General features: G+C 69.9%; 19 protein-coding genes. 13 read left to right on the top strand and 6 right to left on the bottom strand.

Annotated features, from left to right (window positions below; translation table 11 throughout):
• The first annotated feature begins 9 nt into the window (after positions 1 to 9).
• Complete coding sequence (locus ACMGER_RS09115; RefSeq protein ID WP_436811841.1) at positions 10 to 2181, top strand: ComEC/Rec2 family competence protein; 2172 nt, start codon at positions 10 to 12, stop codon at positions 2179 to 2181.
• Here ACMGER_RS09115 and lexA read toward each other — a convergent pair.
• Both lexA and ACMGER_RS09125 read right to left on the bottom strand, forming a co-directional pair.
• Positions 2175 to 2864, bottom strand: a complete 690-nt coding sequence (gene lexA, locus ACMGER_RS09120; protein WP_436811842.1) for a transcriptional repressor LexA — start codon at positions 2862 to 2864, stop codon at positions 2175 to 2177. The two genes, ACMGER_RS09115 and lexA, sit on opposite strands and share 7 nt — an antisense overlap.
• A gap of 55 nt (positions 2865 to 2919) precedes the next feature.
• A complete protein-coding gene (locus ACMGER_RS09125) occupies positions 2920 to 4104 on the bottom strand; it encodes a molybdopterin molybdotransferase MoeA (protein ID WP_436811843.1) in 1185 nt (394 codons plus the stop codon).
• Positions 4105 to 4446: 342 nt separating this feature from the next.
• On the opposite strand from ACMGER_RS09125, the gene ACMGER_RS09130 reads away from it, so the two are divergent.
• Positions 4447 to 5829, top strand: coding sequence for a leucyl aminopeptidase family protein (locus ACMGER_RS09130; protein WP_436811844.1), 1383 nt, complete (start codon positions 4447 to 4449; stop codon positions 5827 to 5829).
• 40 nt (positions 5830 to 5869) lie between these two features.
• On the opposite strand, the gene ACMGER_RS09135 is transcribed toward ACMGER_RS09130, so the two are convergent.
• Entirely contained in the window at positions 5870 to 7066 is a 1197-nt protein-coding gene (locus tag ACMGER_RS09135; protein WP_436811845.1) for a DJ-1/PfpI family protein, read from the bottom strand.
• A 64-nt stretch (positions 7067 to 7130) separates the two neighbouring features.
• Between ACMGER_RS09135 and ACMGER_RS09140 the strand changes: the two genes are divergently transcribed.
• Positions 7131 to 7913: an enoyl-CoA hydratase-related protein gene (locus ACMGER_RS09140; protein WP_436811846.1), complete on the top strand. Its 783-nt coding sequence runs from the start codon at positions 7131 to 7133 to the stop codon at positions 7911 to 7913.
• Positions 7914 to 7935: 22 nt separating this feature from the next.
• Positions 7936 to 8901, top strand: a complete 966-nt coding sequence (gene trxB, locus ACMGER_RS09145) for a thioredoxin-disulfide reductase (protein ID WP_436811847.1) — start codon at positions 7936 to 7938, stop codon at positions 8899 to 8901.
• Here the strand turns inward: trxB and ACMGER_RS09150 are convergent.
• Genes ACMGER_RS09150 through ACMGER_RS09160 form a run of 3 tightly spaced genes read right to left on the bottom strand, consistent with a single transcriptional unit; the run spans position 8886 to position 10626 of the window.
• On the bottom strand, positions 8886 to 9677 hold the full coding sequence (locus ACMGER_RS09150; protein WP_436811848.1) for a hydrolase 1, exosortase A system-associated: 792 nt from the start codon (positions 9675 to 9677) through the stop codon (positions 8886 to 8888). The genes trxB and ACMGER_RS09150 overlap by 16 nt on opposite strands.
• Positions 9665 to 10357: an alpha/beta hydrolase family protein gene (locus tag ACMGER_RS09155; protein WP_436811849.1), complete on the bottom strand. Its 693-nt coding sequence runs from the start codon at positions 10355 to 10357 to the stop codon at positions 9665 to 9667. The genes ACMGER_RS09150 and ACMGER_RS09155 overlap by 13 nt, the downstream gene beginning before the upstream one ends.
• On the bottom strand, positions 10354 to 10626 hold the full coding sequence (locus ACMGER_RS09160) for an acyl carrier protein (RefSeq protein WP_436811850.1): 273 nt from the start codon (positions 10624 to 10626) through the stop codon (positions 10354 to 10356). Before ACMGER_RS09160 ends, ACMGER_RS09155 begins: the two co-directional genes overlap by 4 nt.
• A gap of 85 nt (positions 10627 to 10711) precedes the next feature.
• Between ACMGER_RS09160 and ACMGER_RS09165 the strand changes: the two genes are divergently transcribed.
• From ACMGER_RS09165 to ACMGER_RS09205, 9 genes are all read left to right on the top strand, one after another.
• The gene (locus tag ACMGER_RS09165; RefSeq protein ID WP_436811851.1) at positions 10712 to 12235 is read left to right on the top strand and encodes an acyl-CoA ligase (AMP-forming), exosortase A system-associated; all 1524 of its coding nucleotides are present in this window, start codon (positions 10712 to 10714) and stop codon (positions 12233 to 12235) included.
• Between the two features lie 17 nt (positions 12236 to 12252).
• Positions 12253 to 13524, top strand: a complete 1272-nt coding sequence (locus ACMGER_RS09170) for a pyridoxal-dependent decarboxylase, exosortase A system-associated (protein ID WP_436812848.1) — start codon at positions 12253 to 12255, stop codon at positions 13522 to 13524.
• Between the two features lie 101 nt (positions 13525 to 13625).
• Positions 13626 to 14270 (top strand): XrtA/PEP-CTERM system exopolysaccharide export protein, encoded by a 645-nt coding sequence (locus ACMGER_RS09175; RefSeq protein WP_436811852.1) that lies wholly within the window; start codon positions 13626 to 13628, stop codon positions 14268 to 14270.
• Between the two features lie 3 nt (positions 14271 to 14273).
• Entirely contained in the window at positions 14274 to 15806 is a 1533-nt protein-coding gene (locus ACMGER_RS09180) for an XrtA system polysaccharide chain length determinant (RefSeq protein ID WP_436811853.1), read from the top strand.
• Positions 15806 to 16735: a P-loop NTPase family protein gene (locus ACMGER_RS09185; RefSeq protein ID WP_436811854.1), complete on the top strand. Its 930-nt coding sequence runs from the start codon at positions 15806 to 15808 to the stop codon at positions 16733 to 16735. The genes ACMGER_RS09180 and ACMGER_RS09185 overlap by 1 nt, the downstream gene beginning before the upstream one ends.
• On the top strand, positions 16732 to 18339 hold the full coding sequence (locus ACMGER_RS09190; RefSeq protein ID WP_436811855.1) for a hypothetical protein: 1608 nt from the start codon (positions 16732 to 16734) through the stop codon (positions 18337 to 18339). Before ACMGER_RS09185 ends, ACMGER_RS09190 begins: the two co-directional genes overlap by 4 nt.
• A 35-nt stretch (positions 18340 to 18374) precedes the next feature.
• A complete protein-coding gene (locus ACMGER_RS09195; protein WP_436811856.1) occupies positions 18375 to 19421 on the top strand; it encodes an XrtA/PEP-CTERM system-associated ATPase in 1047 nt (348 codons plus the stop codon).
• A 7-nt stretch (positions 19422 to 19428) separates the two neighbouring features.
• Positions 19429 to 20271 (top strand): XrtA system polysaccharide deacetylase, encoded by an 843-nt coding sequence (locus tag ACMGER_RS09200; protein WP_436811857.1) that lies wholly within the window; start codon positions 19429 to 19431, stop codon positions 20269 to 20271.
• A complete protein-coding gene (locus ACMGER_RS09205) occupies positions 20268 to 21341 on the top strand; it encodes a FemAB family XrtA/PEP-CTERM system-associated protein (RefSeq protein ID WP_436811858.1) in 1074 nt (357 codons plus the stop codon). Before ACMGER_RS09200 ends, ACMGER_RS09205 begins: the two co-directional genes overlap by 4 nt.
• Position 21342: the final 1 nt, after the last annotated feature.

Consider the following 21342-nt stretch of genomic DNA (forward strand, 5'->3'; position numbering starts at 1 on the left):
GTGAATTCAATGGCCAGCTCAGCCGCCGCGCCCCCTAGCACGCACCCTCCGCGGCGCCAAATCGTGTCCGATTGGCTGGGCGGGGCGGGGGCGGCGATCGAGCGGTGGCTGGAGGCGGAGCGCGACCAGCTCGTCCTATGGCTGCCGGTGGCGGTGGGGGCGGGGATCGCCGCCTGGTTCGCGCTGCCTGATGCTGGACAGTGGGTCGCAGTGGTGTTGGCCGGGCTCGGCATCGCGGCGGCTGGGGTGGTGCTGCCGGTCGGAGCGCGTGCCGGACGGGTACTGCTGATCGGGGGGCTCGCGGTCGCATTAGGTTGTGCCCTGGCCTGTTGGCGGGCGGAGCGAGTCGCGGCGCCGGTGCTGGCGCGTCCGGCGATCGCGCGCTTCACCGCACGCGTGGAGCGGGTGGAGCCGCTGGCGGCGCGCGAGCTGGTGCGGTTGCGGCTGGCGCCGGTCGGCGTGGCGGGGTTGCCGGCACATGTGCGGGTGAACCTCGCCGACGCGGACGTGCCGGAAGGTCTAACACGGGGTGCGGTGATCCGGCTGCAGGCGCGGCTGATGCCGCCGCCGGGACCGGCCGTTCCCGGCGCCTATGACTATGCGCGCGTTGCGTGGTTCGACCGGATCGGTGCCACCGGACGCGGATTCGCGCCGGTGGAGGTGGTGAAGGCCGGTGACGCGCCGGGAGGCGACCTGCGCGCACGGCTGTCGGCGCATATCCGCAGCCGGATCGAAGGGGCGGGCGGCGGTATCGCGGCGTCGCTCGCGACCGGCGACCAGGGCGGCATTCCCGAGGCGGATGCCGAAGCGATGCGGCGGTCCGGCCTTGCGCACCTCCTGTCGGTGAGCGGGCTGCACATCACGGCGGTGGTCGGTGCGACGATGCTGCTGGTGCTGCGGCTGCTGGCGCTGAGTCCCTGGCTGGCGCTGCGGTTTCGGTTGCCGTTGATCGCGGCGGGCGCGGGGGCGGTGGCGGCGATCGGCTATACCCTGCTCACCGGCGCGGAGGTGCCGACGATCCGGAGCTGCGTCGCCGCGTTGCTGGTACTGGCGGCGCTCGCGATCGGGCGCGAGGCGGTGACGTTGCGTCTGGTCGCGGCGGGGGCGCTGGTCGTGATGCTGCTGTGGCCCGAGGCGGTGGCGGGCGCCAGCTTCCAGCTTTCGTTCGCCGCGGTGACGGCGATCGTGGCGCTGCACGAGGGCGGGCGGGTGCGCGGCTGGTTCGCGCCGCGCGAGGAGGCGCGGTGGCGCAAGATCGGGCGGGGTTTCGCTTCGCTGCTGCTGACCGGCGTCGTCGTCGAGCTGGCGTTGATGCCGATCGGGCTGTTCCACTTCCACAAGGCCGGCTTCTACGGCGCGCTCGCCAACATCGCCGCGATCCCGCTCACCACCTTCGTGGTCATGCCGCTCGAGGCGCTGGCGCTGCTGCTCGATCTCGGCGGTTTGGGGACGCCGGTCTGGTGGCTGTGCGGGCGGGCGCTCGATCTGCTGCTGTCGATCGCCCATACCGCCGCGCACGCGCCCGGAGCGGTCGCGGCGCTGCCGGCGATGCCGCGGGGTGCCTTCGCGCTGATGGTGGCGGGCGGGCTGTGGACAATGTTGTGGAAAACCCGTTGGCGGTGGTGTGGATTGGCGCCGCTCGCGTTCGGGGCTGCCTGGGCGCTGGCGACCCCGGCGCCGGACCTGATCGTCACCGGCGACGGGCGGCACCTTGCCATGCGCACGCGCGACGGTGGGCTGGCGTTGCTGCGCGAGCGGGCGGGGGACTATGTCCGCGACATGCTGAGCGAGGGCGGGGGCGTCGACGGCGAGCTGCCGGTGCTCGACGATGTCGCGGGTACGCGCTGCAACGCCGACCTGTGCCTGACGGAGCTGGAGCGCGGCGGACGGCGGTGGCGGGTGCTGGCGACGCGCTCGACGTATCTGGTCGATCCGCGGCCGTTGATCGCCACCTGCCGGACGGTGGACGTCGTCGTCAGCGAACGGCGACTGCCGCGGGGCTGTACACCTCGGTGGCTGAAGCTCGACCGCGGCTTCCTGACGCGGTCGGGCGGCGTGACGCTGACCTTCGATCCGGCCAGGATACGGACGGTTGCCGCGTCTGCCGGCCGCCATCCCTGGATTCGACCCGCCACCGTCATGCCGCCTCGGGATCGGCAGGCGTCGGGTACCGGTCAGTAGCGGCGCAGCAGTCCGGCGAGCTTGCCCTGCACGCGCACCTGATGCGCGGCGTAGCGCTGCGGATCATAGGCGCGGTTGGCGGGATCGAGCCGGACCATCGCGCCCTCCCGATAGAAGGTCTTGAGCGTCGCCTCGTTGTCGTCGATCAGCGCGACGATGATGTCGCCGTCGCGCGCGACGTCGGTGCGGCGGATCAGCGCATAGTCGCCGTCGAGGATGCCCTTTTCGACCATCGAGTCGCCGGCGACCTCCAGCGCATAATGCTCGCCCGCGCCGAGCAGCGCGGCGGGGACGGGGAGCGTGGTCGCGCCCTCCAGCGCCTCGATCGGCATACCGGCGGCGATGCGGCCGTGCAGCGGGACCTCGATCACGTCGTTCGCCGGCTGCGGCAGGCGCGACGTCGACGAAAATGTTGACGAAATTGACTCTGGTGCAAGTGTCTTCCCGCCGGCCTTCTTCGCCTGCGGCCGCTCGGGCATCTTGATCACCTCGAGCGCGCGGGCGCGATTGGGCAGGCGGCGGAGGAAGCCGCGTTCCTCGAGCGCGCTGATCAGGCGGTGGACCCCCGACTTGGACTTGAGGTCGAGCGCCTCCTTCATCTCCTCGAACGAGGGCGACACGCCCGTTTCGGCGAGGCGATCGGCGATGAAGCAGATGAGCTCGTGCTGCTTGCGCGTGAGCATTCGGTCCCTCCGTCCAGAACAGACACGGAACGTTTACGGATTGTTCCCCCTCCTGTCAAGCGAGGTCGAGGATTTCCGCCGAGTCGCCCTCGGCCGCGGCCGGCGCATGGGGCGGGCGGACGATCAGGCAGGTCGCGCGGGCGAGGGTGCGGAGCATGGAGCTGTCTTGGATGCTCGAGGCATGGGCGTGGCCGTCGCGCAGCTCGGCGCGAAGGTAATCGGCGCGGGAATCGTTGGCCGGCAGCGGCTCGCCGAGCGGGACGGTGCGGGTGCGGGGGAAGGGGTCGGCGGCGCCGGACAGGGCGACGACTAGGGGCCTCAGGAACAGCGTGGCGGTAACGAAGGCGGAGACCGGATTGCCCGGCAGGCCGAGCACCACCGCATCCTTCAACCGCCCGGCCATTATCGGCCGGCCCGGGCGCAGCGCGACCTTCCAGAAGTCGATATGGGCGCCGACGGTCTCTAGCGCGGGACGGACGAGGTCGTGATCGCCGACCGATGCGCCGCCGGTGGTGACGAGGACGTCGGCATCGACCGCGGCGAAGGCAGCCGTAAGCACGTCCAGGAGATCGGGGAGGATGCCGAGCGGGACGACCGTTACCGGCAGGTCGGCGAGCATCGTCGCCAGCATCAGCGCGTTGACTTCGTGGACCTGGCCGTCGCGGAGCGGTGCGCCGTGCGGCACCAGCTCGTCGCCGGTGGCGGCGATCGCGACGCGGATTGGGCGGCGGACAGCGAGCTCGGCATGGCCGCCCAGTCCTGCCAGCGCGGCGCGAGCGGGCGTGATGCGTTCGCCCTTTGTGATGAGGACGCCGCCTTCGGTGAAATCCAGCCCGCGCCGCCGGACGCTGCTGCCGAGGCGCGGCGGCCCTTCGCCGGTGAGGTGGATCGTGCCGGCGCGATCTTCCGCTTCCTCCTGTACGAGCACGGTGTCGGCCCCGGCTGGCATGATCGCGCCGGTGAAGATGCGCGCCGTCTCGGCCGCACCGATGCCGCCGGCATGGGGGCGGCCGGCGGCGCTCTCGCCGACCAGGCGGAAGGGACCGGGGAGGTCGGCGAAGCGGATGGCGTAGCCGTCCATCGAGGAGAGGTCGGCCGCAGGCTGGGTGCGGCGGGAGTGGACGTCCTCGGCCGCCCAGCGACCGGCTGCGGCATGGAGCGATATACGCTCGCTTGCGACCGGCGATGCCAGCGCCAGCAGCCGCGCCTGCGCTTCGGCGACGGAGAGGAGCGAGGTCATCGGCTGGTTCGTGGCAGAGTCCGGAGGCGATCGACATGCGGATTTGTCGCGTAACCAGCTTCAAAGTGAAGGGTGTCGCGCTTCATTCGTTCACTTTGCTCCCCTTATCCCGCGGCAGCCGCCGAGGAACCCAAGCAAGGCAAATCCAATTAGGAAAGCGATTTCTTTGGGGCCAGATCGGTTTTCGCAGGCCGCCGTACCCGACGTCGTCCCGGGCTGATCCGGGATCCGAAGTCTCAGGCGATGTCGCTCCTGGCCCCGGATGCCGCATCCGGCGTGACGACTATGGAACCCCGCACGAACGCTGTGGCCTTTCGCCGTCGCCTCGCTAGGGTCCGCCGCATGACTGCTCTGCTCCAGCCCGATCGCGGCCAGGCCGCGCGTTCGATCATCGTCGTCCATCCCGACAATTGGGCCGAATGGCTTGGCCAGCAGCCGCCGCGTGTCCGCGCCATCGTCGCCGCGCATCGGCTCACCGGTAAGGCAGGCAATCGCGCCGTCCTGCCCGGCGAGGGCGCGGAGGACTGGTCGATACTGCTGGTCTGCGACGAGGCCCCGGGGTCGCCCTGGCGCATCGCCTCGCTCGGCGAGCAGCTGCCCGAGGGCACCTATCGCCTGGCCGAAGGCGAGGTCGGCGCGGCCGGGCTCGGCTGGGTGCTCGCGCAGCACCGGTTCGATCGCTACCGCAAGGAGGAGAATCCGGTCGGTCCCCGCATCCTCCTCACCAGCGATCCGGCGGCGATCGAAGAGACGGCAAGGCTCGCCGCCGCCACCGCGCGGGTGCGCGACCTCGTCAACACCGCGGCCGCCGATCTTGGCCCCGAGGAGCTGGAGGCCGAGGCCGCTGCGCTCGCCAAGGCGCATGGCGCCACGCTCACCGTCACCCGCGGGCGCGAGCTTGAGACCGGCTATCCGATGATCCATGCGGTCGGCCAGGCCGCTGCCAAGGGACGCGAGCCGCGGCTGATCGAGCTCGAATGGGGCCGGCCCGATCACCCGCGCGTGGCGCTGGTCGGCAAGGGCGTGGTGTTCGATTCGGGCGGGCTCGACATCAAGCCGTCGGCGGGGATGCGGCTGATGAAGAAGGACATGGGCGGCGCGGCGCACGTCCTCGCGCTCGCCGGACTGATGATGCAGGCGCGTCTGCCGGTGCGGCTGCATCTGCTGATTCCGGCGGTGGAGAATGCGGTGTCAGGAGCGAGCTTCCGTCCGGGCGACGTGCTGCGGTCGCGCAAGGGACTGACGGTCGAGAACACCAATACCGATGCCGAGGGCCGGCTGATCCTCGCCGATGCGCTGGCCAAGGCGGTCGAGGGCGGGCCCGAGCTGATCCTCGACTATGCCACGCTGACCGGTGCCGCCCGTGTCGCGCTCGGGCCCGACCTGCCGCCGCTGTTCGCCAACGACGACGCGCTGGCCGAGGCGCTGCTCGGCGCCGGCCGCGACGAGGGCGATCCGCTGTGGCGGATGCCGCTGTGGGACGGGTATGACGAGATGCTGAAGTCCGACATCGCCGACATGATCAACGCCCCCGACGGCGGTTTCGCCGGGGCGGTGACGGCCGCGCTGTTCCTGCGGCGCTTCGTGCCGAAGGAGATCGCCTGGGCGCATATGGACGTGTTCGCCTGGCGGCTGGCGGCCAAGGCTGGACGGCCGAAGGGGGGCGATGCCTTCGGCCTCAGGGCGGCGTGGAAGGTGTTGAGGGCGCGTTACCCACTGGGTTGAGCTTTGGAATCTTCCCTTGAAGAGGAGGGCTAGCTCGCCGCTATTCGCTCGGGGCGGGCAGCCGCGTTGCCAGCGTATCGCCGTTCCAGGCGATCTGCTGATCGGCCGGCTTCCTCGGATATTCGAGCTGCATTGCGACGAGATCGCCGGTACGCGTTCCATATCGTGCGCTGATGTCGCGCAGCGTATTGTCCAATGCCTCCGCCGGCGGCCCCTCAAACGAAATCAGCTGCCCTGCTCCGGGCCATTCTGCAGCGACGCGGTCGGGAAGGATGTGCAGGCCCTCGCGCGTTGCTTGCGGGCCGGGCGCGGCGGAGAAGGTCTCCGCGCGCGATCGATAGGTGCGCGACCAGGCGTCCGCGACCAGCGCGAGCGAGACCTCGTCGACGCCGGGCCTGAGCTCCAATCCCATCACCTCGTGGAAGGCGAGCCGATTGCCGATCACCGTCAGCGCGAAGGAGCGGTTGAAGCGGAACGCGGCGCTGCGGTGGTGCACGTCCCATTCCGTGATGCCGAGGTCCCGGGCGACACCGGCAGCGCGGTCGCGCCCGCCGATCGCTTCGATCAGCGTCAATGACATCGGAATCGAAGCAGTGATGCCGGTCGTGGTCGCCACCTTGCCGTCGACCACCAGCCGGCGATCGGGAACATAGCGGATGGCGGGATGCCGTTCGCGCAACTCCTTGAGATAATACCAATGGGTGGTCGCCCGCTTGCCGTCGAGCAGCCCGGCGGCGGCGACCACCTTGGCGCCGGCGCACACGCCGATCACGATCGCGCCCTTGGCCGCCTGAATCCTGATCCATCGCAGCGCCGCCGGATCGTCGTCGCGGCTCATCGCCGGTACGATGACATAGTCGGCGCCGGCCGGATGCCGGGCGTCGAACGCGGCGACCGTCGCCTGCGGCTCGACCTTGAGCGCTGGATACAGCATCACCGGACCGGGGCCGGTCGCCAGCGCGATCACGTCGGCCACGCCCGACCGGCGCAGGATGCCGTAGGGCATCAGATAGTCGGTGGTCTCGGTGGCGTCGTTGATGCCGACGATCGCGATCAGCGGGCGCCGGCGCTTCGGCGGCTCGAGCGCGGCGAGGGTGGCGGCGGTTTCCTCCGCGGCGATCGGCGGCGGCGGCGCGGCGGCGGCCGGCGCCGGCGGCAGCGAGGCAATCCAGCTTCCGCCGATCGCCGCCAGGATCGATAGCGTGCCGAGCGCGCCCCATATCAGCCGCTTGTTCATCGCGTCCTCTCCGACAATGTCCGGCTCTATGCAGTCCCCGCTATTTGTCGCATGACGACGGCCTATGGCCTACCAATATATCCTGAGCGAGCGGCGCGGCGATGTGCTGGCGATCACGCTCAACCGGCCGGACCGGCTCAATGCGGCGCCGACGGCGATGTTCGACGAGGTCGGGGCGGCGCTGGCGGCGCTCGACGGGGCGCGCGCGGTGCTGATCGGCGGGGCGGGGCGCGCCTTCTGCTCGGGCGCCGACGTCGCGGGCGGCGCGTTGAGCGCAGGCGATCCGGCCGAGGCGACCTATCGCTCGCTGACCGAGCATTACAATCCGGCGCTGCAGGCGATCGCGGACCTTGCCGTGCCGGTGATCAGCGCCGTGCGCGGGCCGGCGGCGGGGATCGGGTGCAGCCTGGCGCTGGCGGCGGACTTCTGCGTCGCGAGCGAGAGCGCCTATTTCCTCCAGGCGTTCGTCAACATCGGGCTGGTGCCCGACGGCGGCGCGAGCTGGATGCTGCCGCGGCTGATCGGGCGTGCGCGGGCGGCGGAGATGATGATGCTGGGCGAGCGCATACCGGCCGCCAAGGCGCTCGAATGGGGGATGATCCACAAGGTCGTCGCGGACGAGGCGCTGGAGGCGGAGGCCTTCGCCCTTGCCGAGCGGCTTGCGGCGGGGCCGACCGTCGCGCTGGGACTGATGCGGCAGGGGCTCGCTCACGCGCTGGATGCGACCTATGCCGAGGCGATGCAGCGCGAGGCCGAGAACCAGCGCGCCGCGCGCCGTTCAGCGGATTCGGTCGAAGGGGGCATGGCTTTTCTTGAGAAGCGCAAACCCGCCTTTCGCGGCGCCTGAAAATCTCTACATCCTGCTGCTCATGGCGACTCATTCCACCAAGATGCTCATCCTCGGCTCGGGCCCTGCGGGGCTCAGCGCCGCGATCTACGGCGCGCGCGCGGGGCTGGAGCCGATCGTCGTCCAGGGCATCCAGCCCGGCGGCCAGCTCACCACCACCACCGACGTCGAGAACTATCCCGGCTTCCGTGAGGTCATCCAGGGCCCCTGGCTGATGCAGGAGATGCAGGCGCAGGCCGAGCATGTCGGCACGCGGATGATGTGGGACACGATCGTCGAGGTCGACCTGTCGCGCCGGCCGTTCCGGCTCGTGGGAGACGGGGGCGACGTGTACCTGGGCGACGTGCTGGTGATCGCGACCGGCGCGCAGGCGAAGTGGCTCGGGCTCGATTCCGAGGAAGCGCTCAAGGGAAAGGGCGTCAGTGCCTGTGCGACCTGCGACGGATTCTTCTATCGCGGCAGGAAGGTGGCGGTGATCGGCGGCGGCAACACCGCGGTCGAGGAGGCGCTCTACCTCACCAACCATTCGCCCGACGTGACGCTGATCCACCGCCGCGATTCCTTGCGCGCCGAGAAGATCCTGCAGCAGCGGCTGTTCGCCAACGATCGCATCAAGGTGCTGTGGAACAAGGAGGTCGCCCGTTTCATCGGCGCCGGCGAGCCCGCGGGGCTGGTCGCGCTGGAGCTGCGCGATACCGTCTCCGGCGAGCTGTCGCGGCTCGACGTGGAGGGCGGCTTCGTCGCGATCGGGCATCATCCGGCGACCGAGCTGTTCCGCGGCCATCTCGAGCTCGACGAGGATCATTACATCAAGGTCGAGACCGGCTCGACGCGCACCAGCGTGCCGGGCGTGTTCGCCTGCGGCGACGTGATGGACAAGGTCTATCGCCAGGCGGTCACCGCCGCCGGCACCGGCTGCATGGCCGCGCTCGACGCGGAGCGCTTCCTGGCCGAAGCCGAGTTCGAGGTCGCTCAGGCGGCCGAATAGGCGCGCATCGCCGCCAGCACGCGCTCGCGCAGCCATGCCTTGTCGGCGGAGGAGGCGAAGCCGTGGCTGGCGGAATCGAGCGACTCGATCGTCACCGGCGGAGGTGAGGGGAGCCGGCGCCAGGCGTCGCGGAAGGCGGTCGCCGTGTTGTCGCGCTCGGCGAGCAGGATCGTCGTTGAACAGCCGGCAAGGCCCGACGCAATATGTGCGGTGAGTGCTTTCGATTCCTCTGATGGCGAGGAAGTAATCTTCCACAAGCCCTTGGTAAGCTTGCCGAGATTGACGTCGCCGCGCACCAGCCGCAGCCATTCGCGCGGGTCGCGGAGCTTCTCGGCATAGCGTGTCCGGATCGCGGCGGGAGCCGGAAAGGCATCCGCCGCGCCGCCGGTCCAGGGGTTGGCGAGGATCAGCGAATCGATGCCGGCGACGGCGTGGAACAGCGCGAGCGCGGTTGCCGCGTCGCAATTGCCGAAACCGACGAGACGGGTGACGCCCGTTTCCGCGACAAAGGTCGCGGCGGCGGCGGCGATGTCGGGCGCCGAGTTCTCGTAGCCGGCATTAAGGCCGCTCGAATCGCCGATCCCGCGACGATCGAAGCGGAACACCGGAATGCCCTCGGCAGCGACTACGGCGGCGAGTTCGGCCATGCCGCGGTGGGCACCGATGCGGATCTCGTTGCCGCCGGAGACGATCAGCAGCCCGGTCCCGCCTTGCGCCTCGTCGAGCGTGCCGATCAGCGTCTCGCCTGCGCAGGGGAAGGGGATCAGCCTTCGCAACTTCGCACCCAATGGGTGATATCATCAGCAAGTTCTTCTGCAAAAACGGGATCATTGCCCGGTTCGGCCCTGCGCCACAAAGGGGCGCCCGATAGCTTGAGGTCGGCCGGCTTGGGATCGCTTTCGAGGCGGACGATGCGCCCCGGCGCCGGCGCGGCGGCTTCCAGCGATGCCAGCAGCGGGCGGGCGATCAGATTTCCGGCGAGTTCGAGCGCCGGACCCTGCCTATCCAGCGGACCGGGATCGACACGCTTCCCCTCTTCGTTCGCAGCCGCCGTGATGCGTGTGCGCAGCATCTCCCGCACGAGCACCGCGCCCTCGACGGGCGCCAGCCGCCACCGCGCCGTAACCGGTGCCGTCCCGTCGATCAGCGCGCCGCCGCGGATTGCCGCGGAAAGGGCCGGTCTTTCGATCGCGGTCGCGGCGGCTGCATAGGCCGACTGCCACCCTTCCAAGGTCGCTTCGACGGTCGGGACCAGACTCTCGCCTGTTCCGGGCAGATCGGGCAGCGCCGACGCGACCCCGCGCCGGGCCAGCGCGCGCGCGATTGTCACGATGAGCGCGCGGGTCCTGTTGGCTTCCTCGAACAGCGGCTGGGCGAACATCACGACCGGGCCGCCGGCAGGGCCGAAGCGTAGCATCGCCTCGCGCCCGCCGGCCCAGTCGTAGTGGTCGATCATTTCAGTGCCTTGGCGACCGCGAAACGGGTGAGCGCGCCGAAGCTCTCCAGCGTGTCGGCGTCGATGTCCTCGTCGTCGATGACGATGCCGAGCCGGTCCTCCAGCTCGGTCAGCACCCCCGCCACCGCCAGCGAATCGAGCTCGGGCAGCGCGCCGAACAGCGGCGTCGTCTCGTCGAACGCCGCGGCGCGCTCGGTGCTGATGCCGAGCACGTCGCGCAGCACCGCACGCACGGTTTCGATCACTTGCGGCGCACCTTCGGCTTGCATGTTTCCCCCGGGCCAGAACTCGGCTCCCGGCGTTAGTTTGTGCCGTCGAGCTTGCCAAGGGCGGGGGCTGTGCGAAGAAGGGACGATGCCGCTCGATCCCACGCCCCGCCCGATCGACTCGCTGCCGTCGCGCGGCCGGCCCGACGACGTGGCGCTGGAGGACCGTGCAGGCGCGCTGAGCTTCGCCGTGCTGGAGGATACGGTGGCGCGGCTCGCCGGGTGGCTGGCCGGGCGGGGGCTCGCGCCGGGCGATCGTGTGGCGAGCTGGCTTCCCAAAACGCGTACCGCCTGCCTGCTCCCGCTCGCCGCGCCGCGCGCCGGACTGGTGCACGTGCCGGTCAACCCCGTGCTGAAGCGGGCGCAGGTGGCGCATATCCTCGCCGACAGCGGGGCGTCGCTGCTGGTGACGCAGCCGGCTCGCATCGCAACGCTCGAGCCGGGCGACGCTGTCTGCCCGATCGTCACCGAGGAGGAGCTGATAGGAGCCGAGCCGCTGCAGGCCTCCACCGCCGACCCGGATACGCTGGCGGCGATCCTCTACACCTCGGGTTCGACCGGGCGGCCAAAGGGGGTGATGCTGAGCCATGCCAATCTCTGGCTCGGTGCGGTCGGCGTGGCGCATTATCTTAGGCTCTCGCCCGAGGATAGGGTGCTCGGCGTGCTGCCGCTGAGCTTCGACTATGGGCAGAACCAGCTGCTTTCGACCTGGGCGGCGGGCGCGCGGGTGATCCCGCTCGATTACCTCACGGCACGCGACGTGGTGAAGGCGGTGAAGCGCCATGACGCCACCACGCTCGCCGGCGTGCCGCCGCTGTGGGTGCAGCTCCTCGAAGCCGACTGGCCGGCGGAGACCGCGGCGAGGCTCCGCCGGCTCACCAATTCGGGGGGCGCATTGACGCAGCGGCTGGTGCGAGGGCTGCGCGAGCGGTTCCCGGCGGCCGATCTCTACCCGATGTACGGGCTCACCGAGGCGTTTCGTTCGACCTATCTCGATCCCGCATTGGTCGATGCCCATCCGGACTCGATCGGCCGCGCCATTCCCTTCGCGGAGGTGATGGTGGTGCGCCCCGACGGCACCCGTGCCGCGCCGGGCGAGCCGGGAGAGCTGGTCCATGCGGGACCGCTGGTCGCGCAGGGCTATTGGCGCGATTCCGAGCGGACGGCACAGCGTTTCCGTCCGGCGCCGGCATGGTCGCGCTATGGCGGCACGGCGGCATGGTCGGGCGACACGGTGGTGGAGGACGAGGAGGGATTGCTCCGGTTCGTCGGGCGCGACGACGAGATGATCAAGTCCGCCGGCAACCGCATCAGCCCGACCGAGGTGGAGGATGCGGTCGTCGCCGGGGGCGAGGCCGGCGAGGCGGCGGCGTTCGGCGTGCCCGACGAGCGGCTGGGCCAGGCGATCGTGGTGGTCGTACGCGGCGACGGGACGCGGGAGGAAGAGCTCCGCACCCGCCTGCGCCGCGATCTGCCGAGCTTCATGCAGCCCCTGCGCTATGAATGGCACGAGACCTTGCCGCGCAACGCCAATGGCAAGCTCGATCGGACGGCGCTGAGAAACTCCCTCTCCCCTTCCGGGGAGAGGGTCGGGGAGAGGCGCAGTTCATGACCGAGACGCCTGAGGCCATGTCCCTCTCCCAACCCTCTCCCCGGAGGGGGGAGGGCTTTAAGCCGACGGGGCCGATTCCGCCCGAGTTCGCCGCAGAGGCGCGACTAATGATCGGCGGGCGTGATGCCGCGGAGTGGGCCTCTAAAGGCACGCCGATATTCGTTTACGACATGGCGATCGTCTCCAACCGGGTCGCTAGGCTGCGCACGGCGCTGCCGGCTGACGTCGACATTCATTATGCTATAAAGGCCAATCCATTCGGTCCACTACTTGAGAATATTTCTGAACTTATCGACGGTCTCGACGTGGCCTCTTCGGGCGAGCTGTCGAAGGCGCTTGCCGTCAAGCCGTCGGCTACGATCAGCTTCGCCGGGCCAGGTAAGCGGGATGAGGAGCTGGACGCCGCTATCTCCGCGGTCGTCACGATCAACCTGGAATCGGAAGGTGAGGCGGAACGCGCGCTGGCGATAGCCGAGCGCCTTGGCGTCACGCCGCGCCTCGCGGTGCGGGTGAATCCCGATTTCGAGCTGCGCGGTTCCGGCATGAAGATGGGCGGGCGGGCCTCGCCGTTCGGAGTCGATGCCGCACGCGTGCCGGTGCTGGTGCGGCGACTGGTCGACGCAGGCGCCGACTGGCGTGGCTTCCACATCTTCGCCGGCTCGCAGTCGCTCGATGTCCAGGCGATCATCGAGACCCAGGCCGCGACGCTCGCGCTGGCGGCTCGACTCGCCGAGGATGCGGGCACCGCGCCGCCCCTGGTCAATCTGGGCGGTGGCTTCGGCATTCCCTATTTTGCCGGCGATGTCCCGCTCGATGTCGAGGCAATCGGCGCCGGGCTCGGCGAACGGTTGGCGGTACGCCCGGCCGTCCTCGCCGGCAGCCGCTTTGCGATCGAGCTCGGCCGCTGGCTGGTGGGAGAGGCGGGCGTCTATCTCACCCGCATCGTCGATCGGAAGGAGAGCGGCGGCGAGACCTTCCTCGTCGTCGACGGCGGACTCAACCACCAGCTCGCCGCCACCGGCAATTTCGGGACGGTGGTGCGCCGCAACTATCCGGTGGCGCTCGCGCGTGACGTCATGGGGGCACCTGCGGAGACCGTCTCGATCGTCGGGCCGCTCTGCACGCCGCTCGACCGACTCGCCGACCGCATCGCTTTTCCCCATGCGGAGCCGGGCGATCTGGTCGCCGTCTTCCTTGCCGGGGCCTATGGCGCCACCGCCAGCCCCGCCGCCTTCCTCGGCCATCCGCCGGCGCGCGAGGTGGTCGCACCCGCAGCCGCCCAAGCCTAACGCTATCTTTACCTCCTTGCCCGCATAGCTGCCCGCGATCTGCGTGAGGTGCAGGTGCGAGACGTCGCGCCTGACGCCTCTCGCGCCAAAAGGGTGATGCGATGCGTCTTGGTGCCAAGTCCCGAAAATTGCTGGGCGTGATGATCGTGCCACTGGCGGCGTCGGGCTGCGCAACTGGCGGCAACCACGCCGAGCTCCCCCCTGCGCAGTTCGTCGCCAAGCAGGAGGGGCCGGGCGAGGAATATGTCATCGGTCCGATGGACCAGCTCCAGGTCTTCGTCTGGCGCAACCCGGAGCTCAGCGCGAAGGTGCAGGTGCGCCCCGACGGCCGCATCACCACGCCGCTGATCAGCGACATGCCCGCGGTCGGCAAGACGCCGGCGATGCTGGCCGACGACCTCAAGATCGCACTCGGCGAATATATCAAGGACCCGATCGTCTCGGTGATCGTCGAGAATTTCTCCGGCACCTTCAGCCAGCAGATCCGCGTGGTCGGCGCGGCGGAGAAGCCGGCGTCGATCCCCTATCGCGCCAACATGACTTTGCTCGATGCGATGATCGCGGTCGGGGGGCTCAGCGAGTTCGCCAACGGCAACGGCGCGCGGCTGATCCGGTTCGACAAGACCAGCGGCAAGCAGAGCGAATACAACGTCAAGCTCAAGAACCTGCTGAGGAACGGTGACGTCAAGGCCAACGTCCGGCTGGAGCCGGGCGACGTCATCATCATCCCCGAAAGCATGTTCTAAGCCGTGGGCGGGCTCTACGAAGACTTCCGCGCGGCGCTCCACGCGGTCTGGATCCGGCGCTGGATCGCGCTGGCGGTGGCCTGGGCGCTGTGCCTCATGGGCTGGCTGGTGGTCTCGCAGATCCCCAACCAGTATGAATCGCGGGCGCGCGTGTCGGTGCAGCTACGCCAGGTGCTGCCGACGCAGAATTCGGCCGAGCAGGCCAAGGACATCGACCGCCTCCGCCAGACGCTGACCAGCGCGGTCAACCTCGAGAAGGTCGTGCGCGGCACCGACATCGGCAACACCGTCGCCAACGATCGCGACATGGCCGACCGCATCGGCTGGCTGCAGAAGGCGATCAAGATCACTTCGACACAGGACAATCTGTTCGAGATCTCGGCGACGATCGGCAGCGGCGGCGCCTCCGACGCGGCCAATGCCAAGCTGGCGCGGGCGGTGGTGCAGAAGCTGATCGACATCTTCGTCGAGGACAATCTCGCCAACAACCGCGACGAGACCAGCCAGTCGCTGCAGTTCCTCGACCAGCAGCTCGAGCAGCGCCAGCGTCAGCTCCAGGAGGCCGAGGCCAAGCGCGCGGATTTCCAGGCGAAGTTCCTGGGTTCGCTGCCCGGCACCGGATCGCTCGACGAGCGTATCGCCGCCGCGCGCAGCCAGCTCGCCCAGATCGAGAGCGACCTTGCCGCCGCGCAGTCGAGCCTGGCGGCGGTCAACGGGCAGATGACCGGCACCGCGGCCACCATCGCAGGTTCCGGCGGTGCGGCCACGGCCGGGCCGGCGCGGGCGCGGGTCGCGGCGATCCAGGGCCAGCTCGCCGAGGCGCGCGGGCGCGGCTGGACCGACAACCATCCGGACGTGATCGCGCTCAAGAACCAGCTCGCGGTCGCCCAGGCGGCGGCGAAGAACGAGCCGTTGAACGCGGGCGGGGCGGGGGCGGCGCAGAACCCGCTCTATCTGTCGCTGAGATCGATGCAGGCGGACAAGGCGGCGCAGGTCGCCGCACTCCAGCAGCGCAAGGCGCAGATCGTCGGCGATCTCTCCACCTTCGAGGCGAGGATGGGCCAGCAGCCGGGCGTCGCCAGCGAACAGGGCGCGATCGACCGCGATTACCAGGTGCTGAAGGATCAATATGCCAAGCTGCTCGCCGACCGCGAGCAGGTGAAACTCCAGAGCCAGATCCAGACGCAGACCGATGCGATCAAGTTCAGCGTGATCGATCCGCCGACCAGTCCGCGCACGCCGAGCGCGCCCAATCGGCCGCTGTTCATCACCGCGGTGCTGATCGCAGGCCTGTGCGGCGGCATCGGTGCGGCCTTCGCGCTCGGTCAGATTCAGCCGACGTATTCGACCGCCGGCCGGCTGGAGCGCGCGAGCGGGCTGCCGGTGATCGGCTCGATCGGCGAAGTGGTGACCGAGGCGCAGCGGGCGCTGCGCGGCAGGCGGCTCAGGCTGTTCGCGGGGGGTGTCGGTGCGCTCGGTGCGGCGTGGGTGCTGCTGGTGGGCCTCGAATTCTTCCAGCGGGGGATGGTCGCCTGATGAACGACGCCACGCCTCGCCGCCTGTCGGGATCGCTGCTCGAACGGGCGGCGGCGATCTACAACTTTGCGCCGGCCGCGATTCCGGACGTTATCGAGTCGCAGCCAGTCCCCGTGCCGGTTCTCGATCCCGAGCCCGTGCCGGAGCCGATGATCCGCACCGGCTTTGCCGCCGACGGGCCGGTGGTGCGCCGCGTCGCGGCGATCGACCGCGAGGCGCTTGCCGCAGGCGGGCTGCTGGTGCCGGAAGCGCCGGTGACCGCGCTTGCCGAGGAGTTCCGGCTGGTGAAGCGCCACCTGCTGCTCACCGCCCGCCAGATCGCGGGCAGCGATGCGCGGAAATCGCGTACCATCCTGGTGTGTTCGGCGCGGCCAGACGACGGCAAGACCTTCTGTGCGGTCAATCTCGCGCTGTCGCTGGCAGCGGAGAAGGACGTCGAGGTCGTGCTGGCTGATGCCGATTTCGCCAAGCCCGACATCCTCGACCGCCTCGGTATCGATGCGAGGGGGCCTGGCCTGCTCGATGCGCTTGCCGATGCGGCGCTCGACATCGAGGAGTGCATCATCGACACCGACGTGCCGCGCCTGTCGGTGCTGTCCGCGGGCGCACACACGAACAGCGACACCGAACTGCTCGCCAGCGGCCATGCCCGGGTGGTGCTGGAGCGGCTCGCCTCGGCCAGTCCGCGCCGTATCGTGATCTTCGATTCGCCGCCGGCGCTTTCCGCCTCGTCGGCGCCGGTGCTCGCCGGCCATGTCGGGCAGGTAGCGCTGGTCGTCCGTGCCGACCGCACCAGCGAGAGCGAGCTGCGCGACGCGGTGGCGTTGCTCGACGGGTGCGAGCATCTCCAGCTCGTCATCAACTCGGTTGCCTTCCAGCCGGGCGGTCGCCGCTTCGGCGGCTATTACGGGCAGGAGAGCGCGGCGTGATCCGTTTCGTTCTCCCGGCGGTTCTGGCGGCCGCGCTGCTCGCGGCTCCGGCGGGCGCGCAACAGCGTGACGTCACGCCCTATATCGAAGTCGGACAGGTGCTGACCGCCGATCTTCAGTCGGGCGACGTGCTCACCTACACCAGCGTCGCGGCCGGCGTGGATGCCTCGATCCAGACGCGGCGCGTCGAGGTGCAGCTCAGCTACAAGTACGAGCACCGCATCGCCTGGGACAAGGACCTCGCCGACGAGAACGTCCATTCCGGCCTCGCCCGCGCCGCGGTGCAGGTGGCGCGGGGCGTGACGCTGGAAGGCGGGGCGATCGCGACGCGGGCGCGCGCCGACATCCGTGGCGACGCGCCCGGCAATCTCGCCGGCAACGTCCGCAACGTCAGCCAGATCTATTCGGCCTATGCCGGCCCGACGGTCGCGACCAAGGCGGGTGATGTCGACATCAATGCCGCCTATCGCTTCGGCTACACCAAGGTCGAGGCGCCGAGCCTGCCGGCGGTGATCCCCGGCCAGCCCGCGCTCGACAATTACGACGACGCGACCAACCATCTCGCCACCGTCAGCGCCGGCGTGCGCGCGGGGGCAGTGCTGCCGGTGGGCCTCAGCGTCTCGGGCGCCTGGGCGCGCGAGGACGTGGGCCAGCTCGACCAACGCTATGACGGCAAGTACGCGCGCGGCGACATCGTCGTGCCAGTGACGAGCGAGCTCGCTGCGGTCGCCGGTGCCGGGTACGAGAAGATCGAGATCAGCCAGCGCGATCCGCTGGTCGATCCGGCGACGGGCCGGCCGGTGCAGGACAACAACGGCCGCTTCGTCACCGATCCCGCCTCGCCGCGGCGGATCGCCTATGACACCGACGGGCTGTTCTGGGACGCGGGCGTCGTCTGGCGCCCGAGCCGGCGGACCATGCTGGAGGCGCGCGTCGGCCGTCGTTACGGCACGATGAGCTACACCGGCTCCTTGTCCCATCAGATCAGCGCGACCAGCGGCGTCCAGGTCGGCGTCTACGACAGCGTCCAGAGCTTCGGCCGCGGGCTCGGCCGGGCACTGGCGGACCTGCCGACCAGCTTCGACACCGGTTCCGATCCGTTCGGCAGCCAGTTCAACCGCTGCGTGTTCGGCCGGCAGGGCAGCAATGCCGGCGGCTGCCTCAACCCGCTGCTCGGCTCGGTCACCACCGCCAACTTCCGCTCGCGCGGGATGGTCGCGGTCTATTCGCGCAACGTCGGGCGCAACCGGTTCGGCGTCGGCGTCGGCTATGATAACCGCCGCTACCTGCTGCCGCCGGGGATCATCCCGGGCGTGTCGCTCGACGGCGTGACCGACGAGACCTGGTATGCGCAGGTCTCGGCCGGCCGTCAGCTCAGCCGGCGCTCGTCGATCGACGCTGATGCCTTCTTCAACTATTTCGACAGCGGCCTGCCCGGCGCGCCCGACGTGTGGGGCGGCGGGGCGACCACCAGCTACAATTATAGTTTCGGCCATCTGAGCGCGATCGCGTCGCTCGGCCTCTATGCGTTCGACCAGGACATCCCCGGCACCGACACCGACCTCTCGGCGCAGGCCATGCTGGGGATGCGCTACTCATTCTGACGGGATCGGGGCCGCGGCCCCGCGGAGCGTGAACGATGTATGACGATCATTACGGATTGAACGGGCGGCCGTTCCAGCTGACGCCCGATCCGCGCTTCTGGTTCGACACGGCCACGCACCGCAAGGCGATGGCCTATCTCGGCTATGGCCTGAGCCAGGGTGAGGGCTTCATCGTCATCACCGGCGACATCGGCGCGGGCAAGACCACGCTGGTCGGCCACCTGATGGCGACAGTCGACCGCGAGCGGCTCAACATCGTCACCATCGTCTCGACCCAGATCGCGGCCGACGACCTGCTGCGCACCGTCGCCGCGGGGCTGCGCGTCGATGGTGCCGGCAAGAGCAAGGCGGAGCTGCTCTCCGCGATCGAGAAGGGGCTGCACGCCACCGCCCGCGCCGGCCGCCGCACGCTGCTGATCGTCGACGAGGCGCAGGCGCTGCCGGTCGACAGCCTGGAGGAGCTCAGGATGCTCTCCAACTTCCAGGCGGGCGGCCATCCGCTGCTGCAGATCTTCCTGCTCGGCCAGCCCGAGTTCCGCGACCGGCTGCACGATCCGCGCCTCGAGCAGCTCCGGCAGCGCGTGATCGCGATGCACCATCTGGGGCCGATGGAGGCCGAGGAGGTCGAGCCCTATCTCGGTCATCGCCTGTCGGTGGTCGGCTGGAACGGTCGCCCGCGCTTCGAGCCCGACGCGGTCGCGGCGATGTACCGCTGGTCGGACGGCGTTCCGCGCCGGCTGAACCAGCTCGCCGGCCGGGTAATGCTGTTCGGCGCGATCGAGAGCCTCGACAGCTTCTCGGCAGAGGACGTGGCCGCGGTGATCGCCGATTTCGATCAGGATGCCACCGCCTCGCGCGCGAGCCATCCCGAGCCGGTGGCGGTCGAGCCGCATCCGACCCATATCGAACGGCGCGCGACGCCGTTGGCCGACGCCGCCGTCGACCGGCGCCTCGCCGAACTCGAGAAGCGGCTCGAGGCGCAGGATGCGGCGCTCCGCCGCGTGCTGACGTTGCTGGTCGACTGGGTCGAAAGCGACGAGCGGCGGCCCGACGTCAGTCCGCTTTTCCAGCGGGCGGGGTGACTCCGCGATGCGCAACGCGCTCTCGGTCGACGTAGAGGAATGGTTCCAGGTCGGCGCGTTCGAGCGCACGATTGACCGCGCCGACTGGGAGGGCCTGGAGTCCCGCGTGGTCGCCAACACCGGCCGCGTGCTCGACCTGTTCGACGAGGGCGGGGTCAAGGCGACCTTCTTCACGCTGGGCTGGGTGGCCGAGCGACATCCGCGGCTGATCCGCGACATCGTCGCGCGCGGGCACGAGATCGCGAGCCATGGCTGGGGCCACGACCGTGTCTTCACCTTCACGCCCGAGCAGTTCCGCGCCGACCTCGCCCGCGCGCGGGCGGCATTGGAGGATGCGGGTGGGGAGGCCATCAAAGGCTATCGCGCGCCGAGCTTCTCGATCGACGGACGCACGCCCTGGGCGCATCCGATCCTTGCCGAGGAGGGCTACACCTACTCTTCGAGCGTCGCGCCGATCCGGCACGACCATTATGGCTGGGGCGAGTCCCCGATCGGTGCGCACCGTCCGGTCGCGGGCTCGGACTTTATCGAGCTGCCGATCACGATGATACGTGTCGGCGGTCGGAGCATGACCACCGGTGGTGGTTTCTTCCGCCTGCTGCCGCGCGTACTTACCGATCGCGCGGTTGAGAGCGTCAACCATCGTGCCGGGCGGCCTGGCGTCTTCTATTTCCACCCCTGGGAGGTCGATCCCGATCAGCCGCGCGTCGCCGGCGCGCCGCTCAAGTCGCGGCTGCGCCATTACGCGCGGCTGGGGGGAATGGCGGGCAAGCTGCGCCACCTGCTGCGCCGCCACGAATGGGGCCGGGTCGACGACGTCGTCGCGCGCGAGGCGGAGCGGATCGCGTGACGATGCCGCTGCTCGACCGCCCGGTGGCGTGCCGCCTTGCCGATCTCGGCGACGGGCAAGAATGCGCGCGGATCGCCGCCTTCGTCGAGACGCATCCGCTGGGGACGCCCTTCCACCTCGCCGAGTGGAGTGCTGCGGTCGCCGACGGCTGCGGCCAGGCGGGTCGCTACCTAGTTGCCGAGGGTGCCGACGGGGAACTGCTCGGCGTGCTCCCGCTGACGCTGGTCCGCTCGCCGCTGTTCGGGACGGCGCTGGTCTCGGCCGGCTTCGGCGTGGGCGGTGGCGTGCTCTCCCTCGATCGCGCTGCGGCGCGCGCGCTTGCCGAGCAGGCCTGGTCGATCGCCGGCGAGGTGGGGGCCGCCAGCCTCGAGCTGCGCGGGGGCAAGGCGCCGAGCGACGCCTTCCACACCGATACCGAAACCTATCTCGGCTTCGTCACCGAGCTCGCCGCCGATGACGAGGCGCAGCTCGCCGCCATCCCGCGCAAGCAGCGCGCCGAGGTACGCAAGTCGTACGACAAGGGGCTGGAGATCACCACCGGCTCGGGCAAGGCCGATCGCGATGCCCATTATCGCGTCTATGCAGAATCGGTGCGCAACCTCGGCACGCCGGTGTTTCCGAAGGCGCTCTTCACGGCGGTCTTGCGCCGTTTCGGCGATTCGGCGGATATCCTCACCGTCTGGCGAGGGGGGAAGCCGGTGGCGAGTGTGCTCAGCCTGTACTGGAACGGCACCGTCTATCCCTATTGGGGCGGCGGCACCCACGCGGCGCGTGCGCTGCGCGCCAACGACGCCATGTATCATGCGCTGATGAACCACGCCCGCCGGCGCGGCTGCCGGCGGTTCGACTTCGGCCGCTCCAAGGCGGGCACCGGCGCCGCTGCGTTCAAGCGCAACTGGGGGTTCGAGGGCGAGCCGCTCGCCTATCACGTCCGCACTGCGGACGGTGCGGCGCCGCGTCCTGTCAATCCGCTCGACCCCAGATATGCGCGGCGCATCGCGCTGTGGAAGAAGCTGCCGCTGCCCGTCGCCAATCTGATCGGACCGTTCATCGCGCGCGGGCTCGGCTGAC

Origin of the sequence: Sphingomonas astragali, from assembly GCF_051400615.1 — a bacterium.
In the GTDB taxonomy this organism is placed as follows: domain Bacteria; phylum Pseudomonadota; class Alphaproteobacteria; order Sphingomonadales; family Sphingomonadaceae; genus Sphingomonas.

What these genes read in the sequence shown, in the direction of transcription:
- ACMGER_RS09170 (WP_436812848.1), top strand. Translation starts at nt 12,253, where the DNA reads ATGTCCCTCTCCCAACCCTCTCCCCGGAGGGGGGAGGGCTTTAAGCCG.
- lexA (WP_436811842.1), bottom strand. Translation starts at nt 2,864, where the DNA reads ATGCTCACGCGCAAGCAGCACGAGCTCATCTGCTTCATCGCCGATCGC.
- ACMGER_RS09115 (WP_436811841.1), top strand. Translation starts at nt 10, where the DNA reads ATGGCCAGCTCAGCCGCCGCGCCCCCTAGCACGCACCCTCCGCGGCGC.
- ACMGER_RS09125 (WP_436811843.1), bottom strand. Translation starts at nt 4,104, where the DNA reads ATGACCTCGCTCCTCTCCGTCGCCGAAGCGCAGGCGCGGCTGCTGGCG.
- ACMGER_RS09155 (WP_436811849.1), bottom strand. Translation starts at nt 10,357, where the DNA reads ATGATCGACCACTACGACTGGGCCGGCGGGCGCGAGGCGATGCTACGC.
- trxB (WP_436811847.1), top strand. Translation starts at nt 7,936, where the DNA reads ATGGCGACTCATTCCACCAAGATGCTCATCCTCGGCTCGGGCCCTGCG.
- ACMGER_RS09175 (WP_436811852.1), top strand. Translation starts at nt 13,626, where the DNA reads ATGCGTCTTGGTGCCAAGTCCCGAAAATTGCTGGGCGTGATGATCGTG.
- ACMGER_RS09200 (WP_436811857.1), top strand. Translation starts at nt 19,429, where the DNA reads ATGCGCAACGCGCTCTCGGTCGACGTAGAGGAATGGTTCCAGGTCGGC.
- ACMGER_RS09160 (WP_436811850.1), bottom strand. Translation starts at nt 10,626, where the DNA reads ATGCAAGCCGAAGGTGCGCCGCAAGTGATCGAAACCGTGCGTGCGGTG.
- ACMGER_RS09185 (WP_436811854.1), top strand. Translation starts at nt 15,806, where the DNA reads ATGAACGACGCCACGCCTCGCCGCCTGTCGGGATCGCTGCTCGAACGG.
- ACMGER_RS09165 (WP_436811851.1), top strand. Translation starts at nt 10,712, where the DNA reads ATGCCGCTCGATCCCACGCCCCGCCCGATCGACTCGCTGCCGTCGCGC.
- ACMGER_RS09140 (WP_436811846.1), top strand. Translation starts at nt 7,131, where the DNA reads ATGGCCTACCAATATATCCTGAGCGAGCGGCGCGGCGATGTGCTGGCG.
- ACMGER_RS09135 (WP_436811845.1), bottom strand. Translation starts at nt 7,066, where the DNA reads ATGAACAAGCGGCTGATATGGGGCGCGCTCGGCACGCTATCGATCCTG.
- ACMGER_RS09195 (WP_436811856.1), top strand. Translation starts at nt 18,375, where the DNA reads ATGTATGACGATCATTACGGATTGAACGGGCGGCCGTTCCAGCTGACG.
- ACMGER_RS09130 (WP_436811844.1), top strand. Translation starts at nt 4,447, where the DNA reads ATGACTGCTCTGCTCCAGCCCGATCGCGGCCAGGCCGCGCGTTCGATC.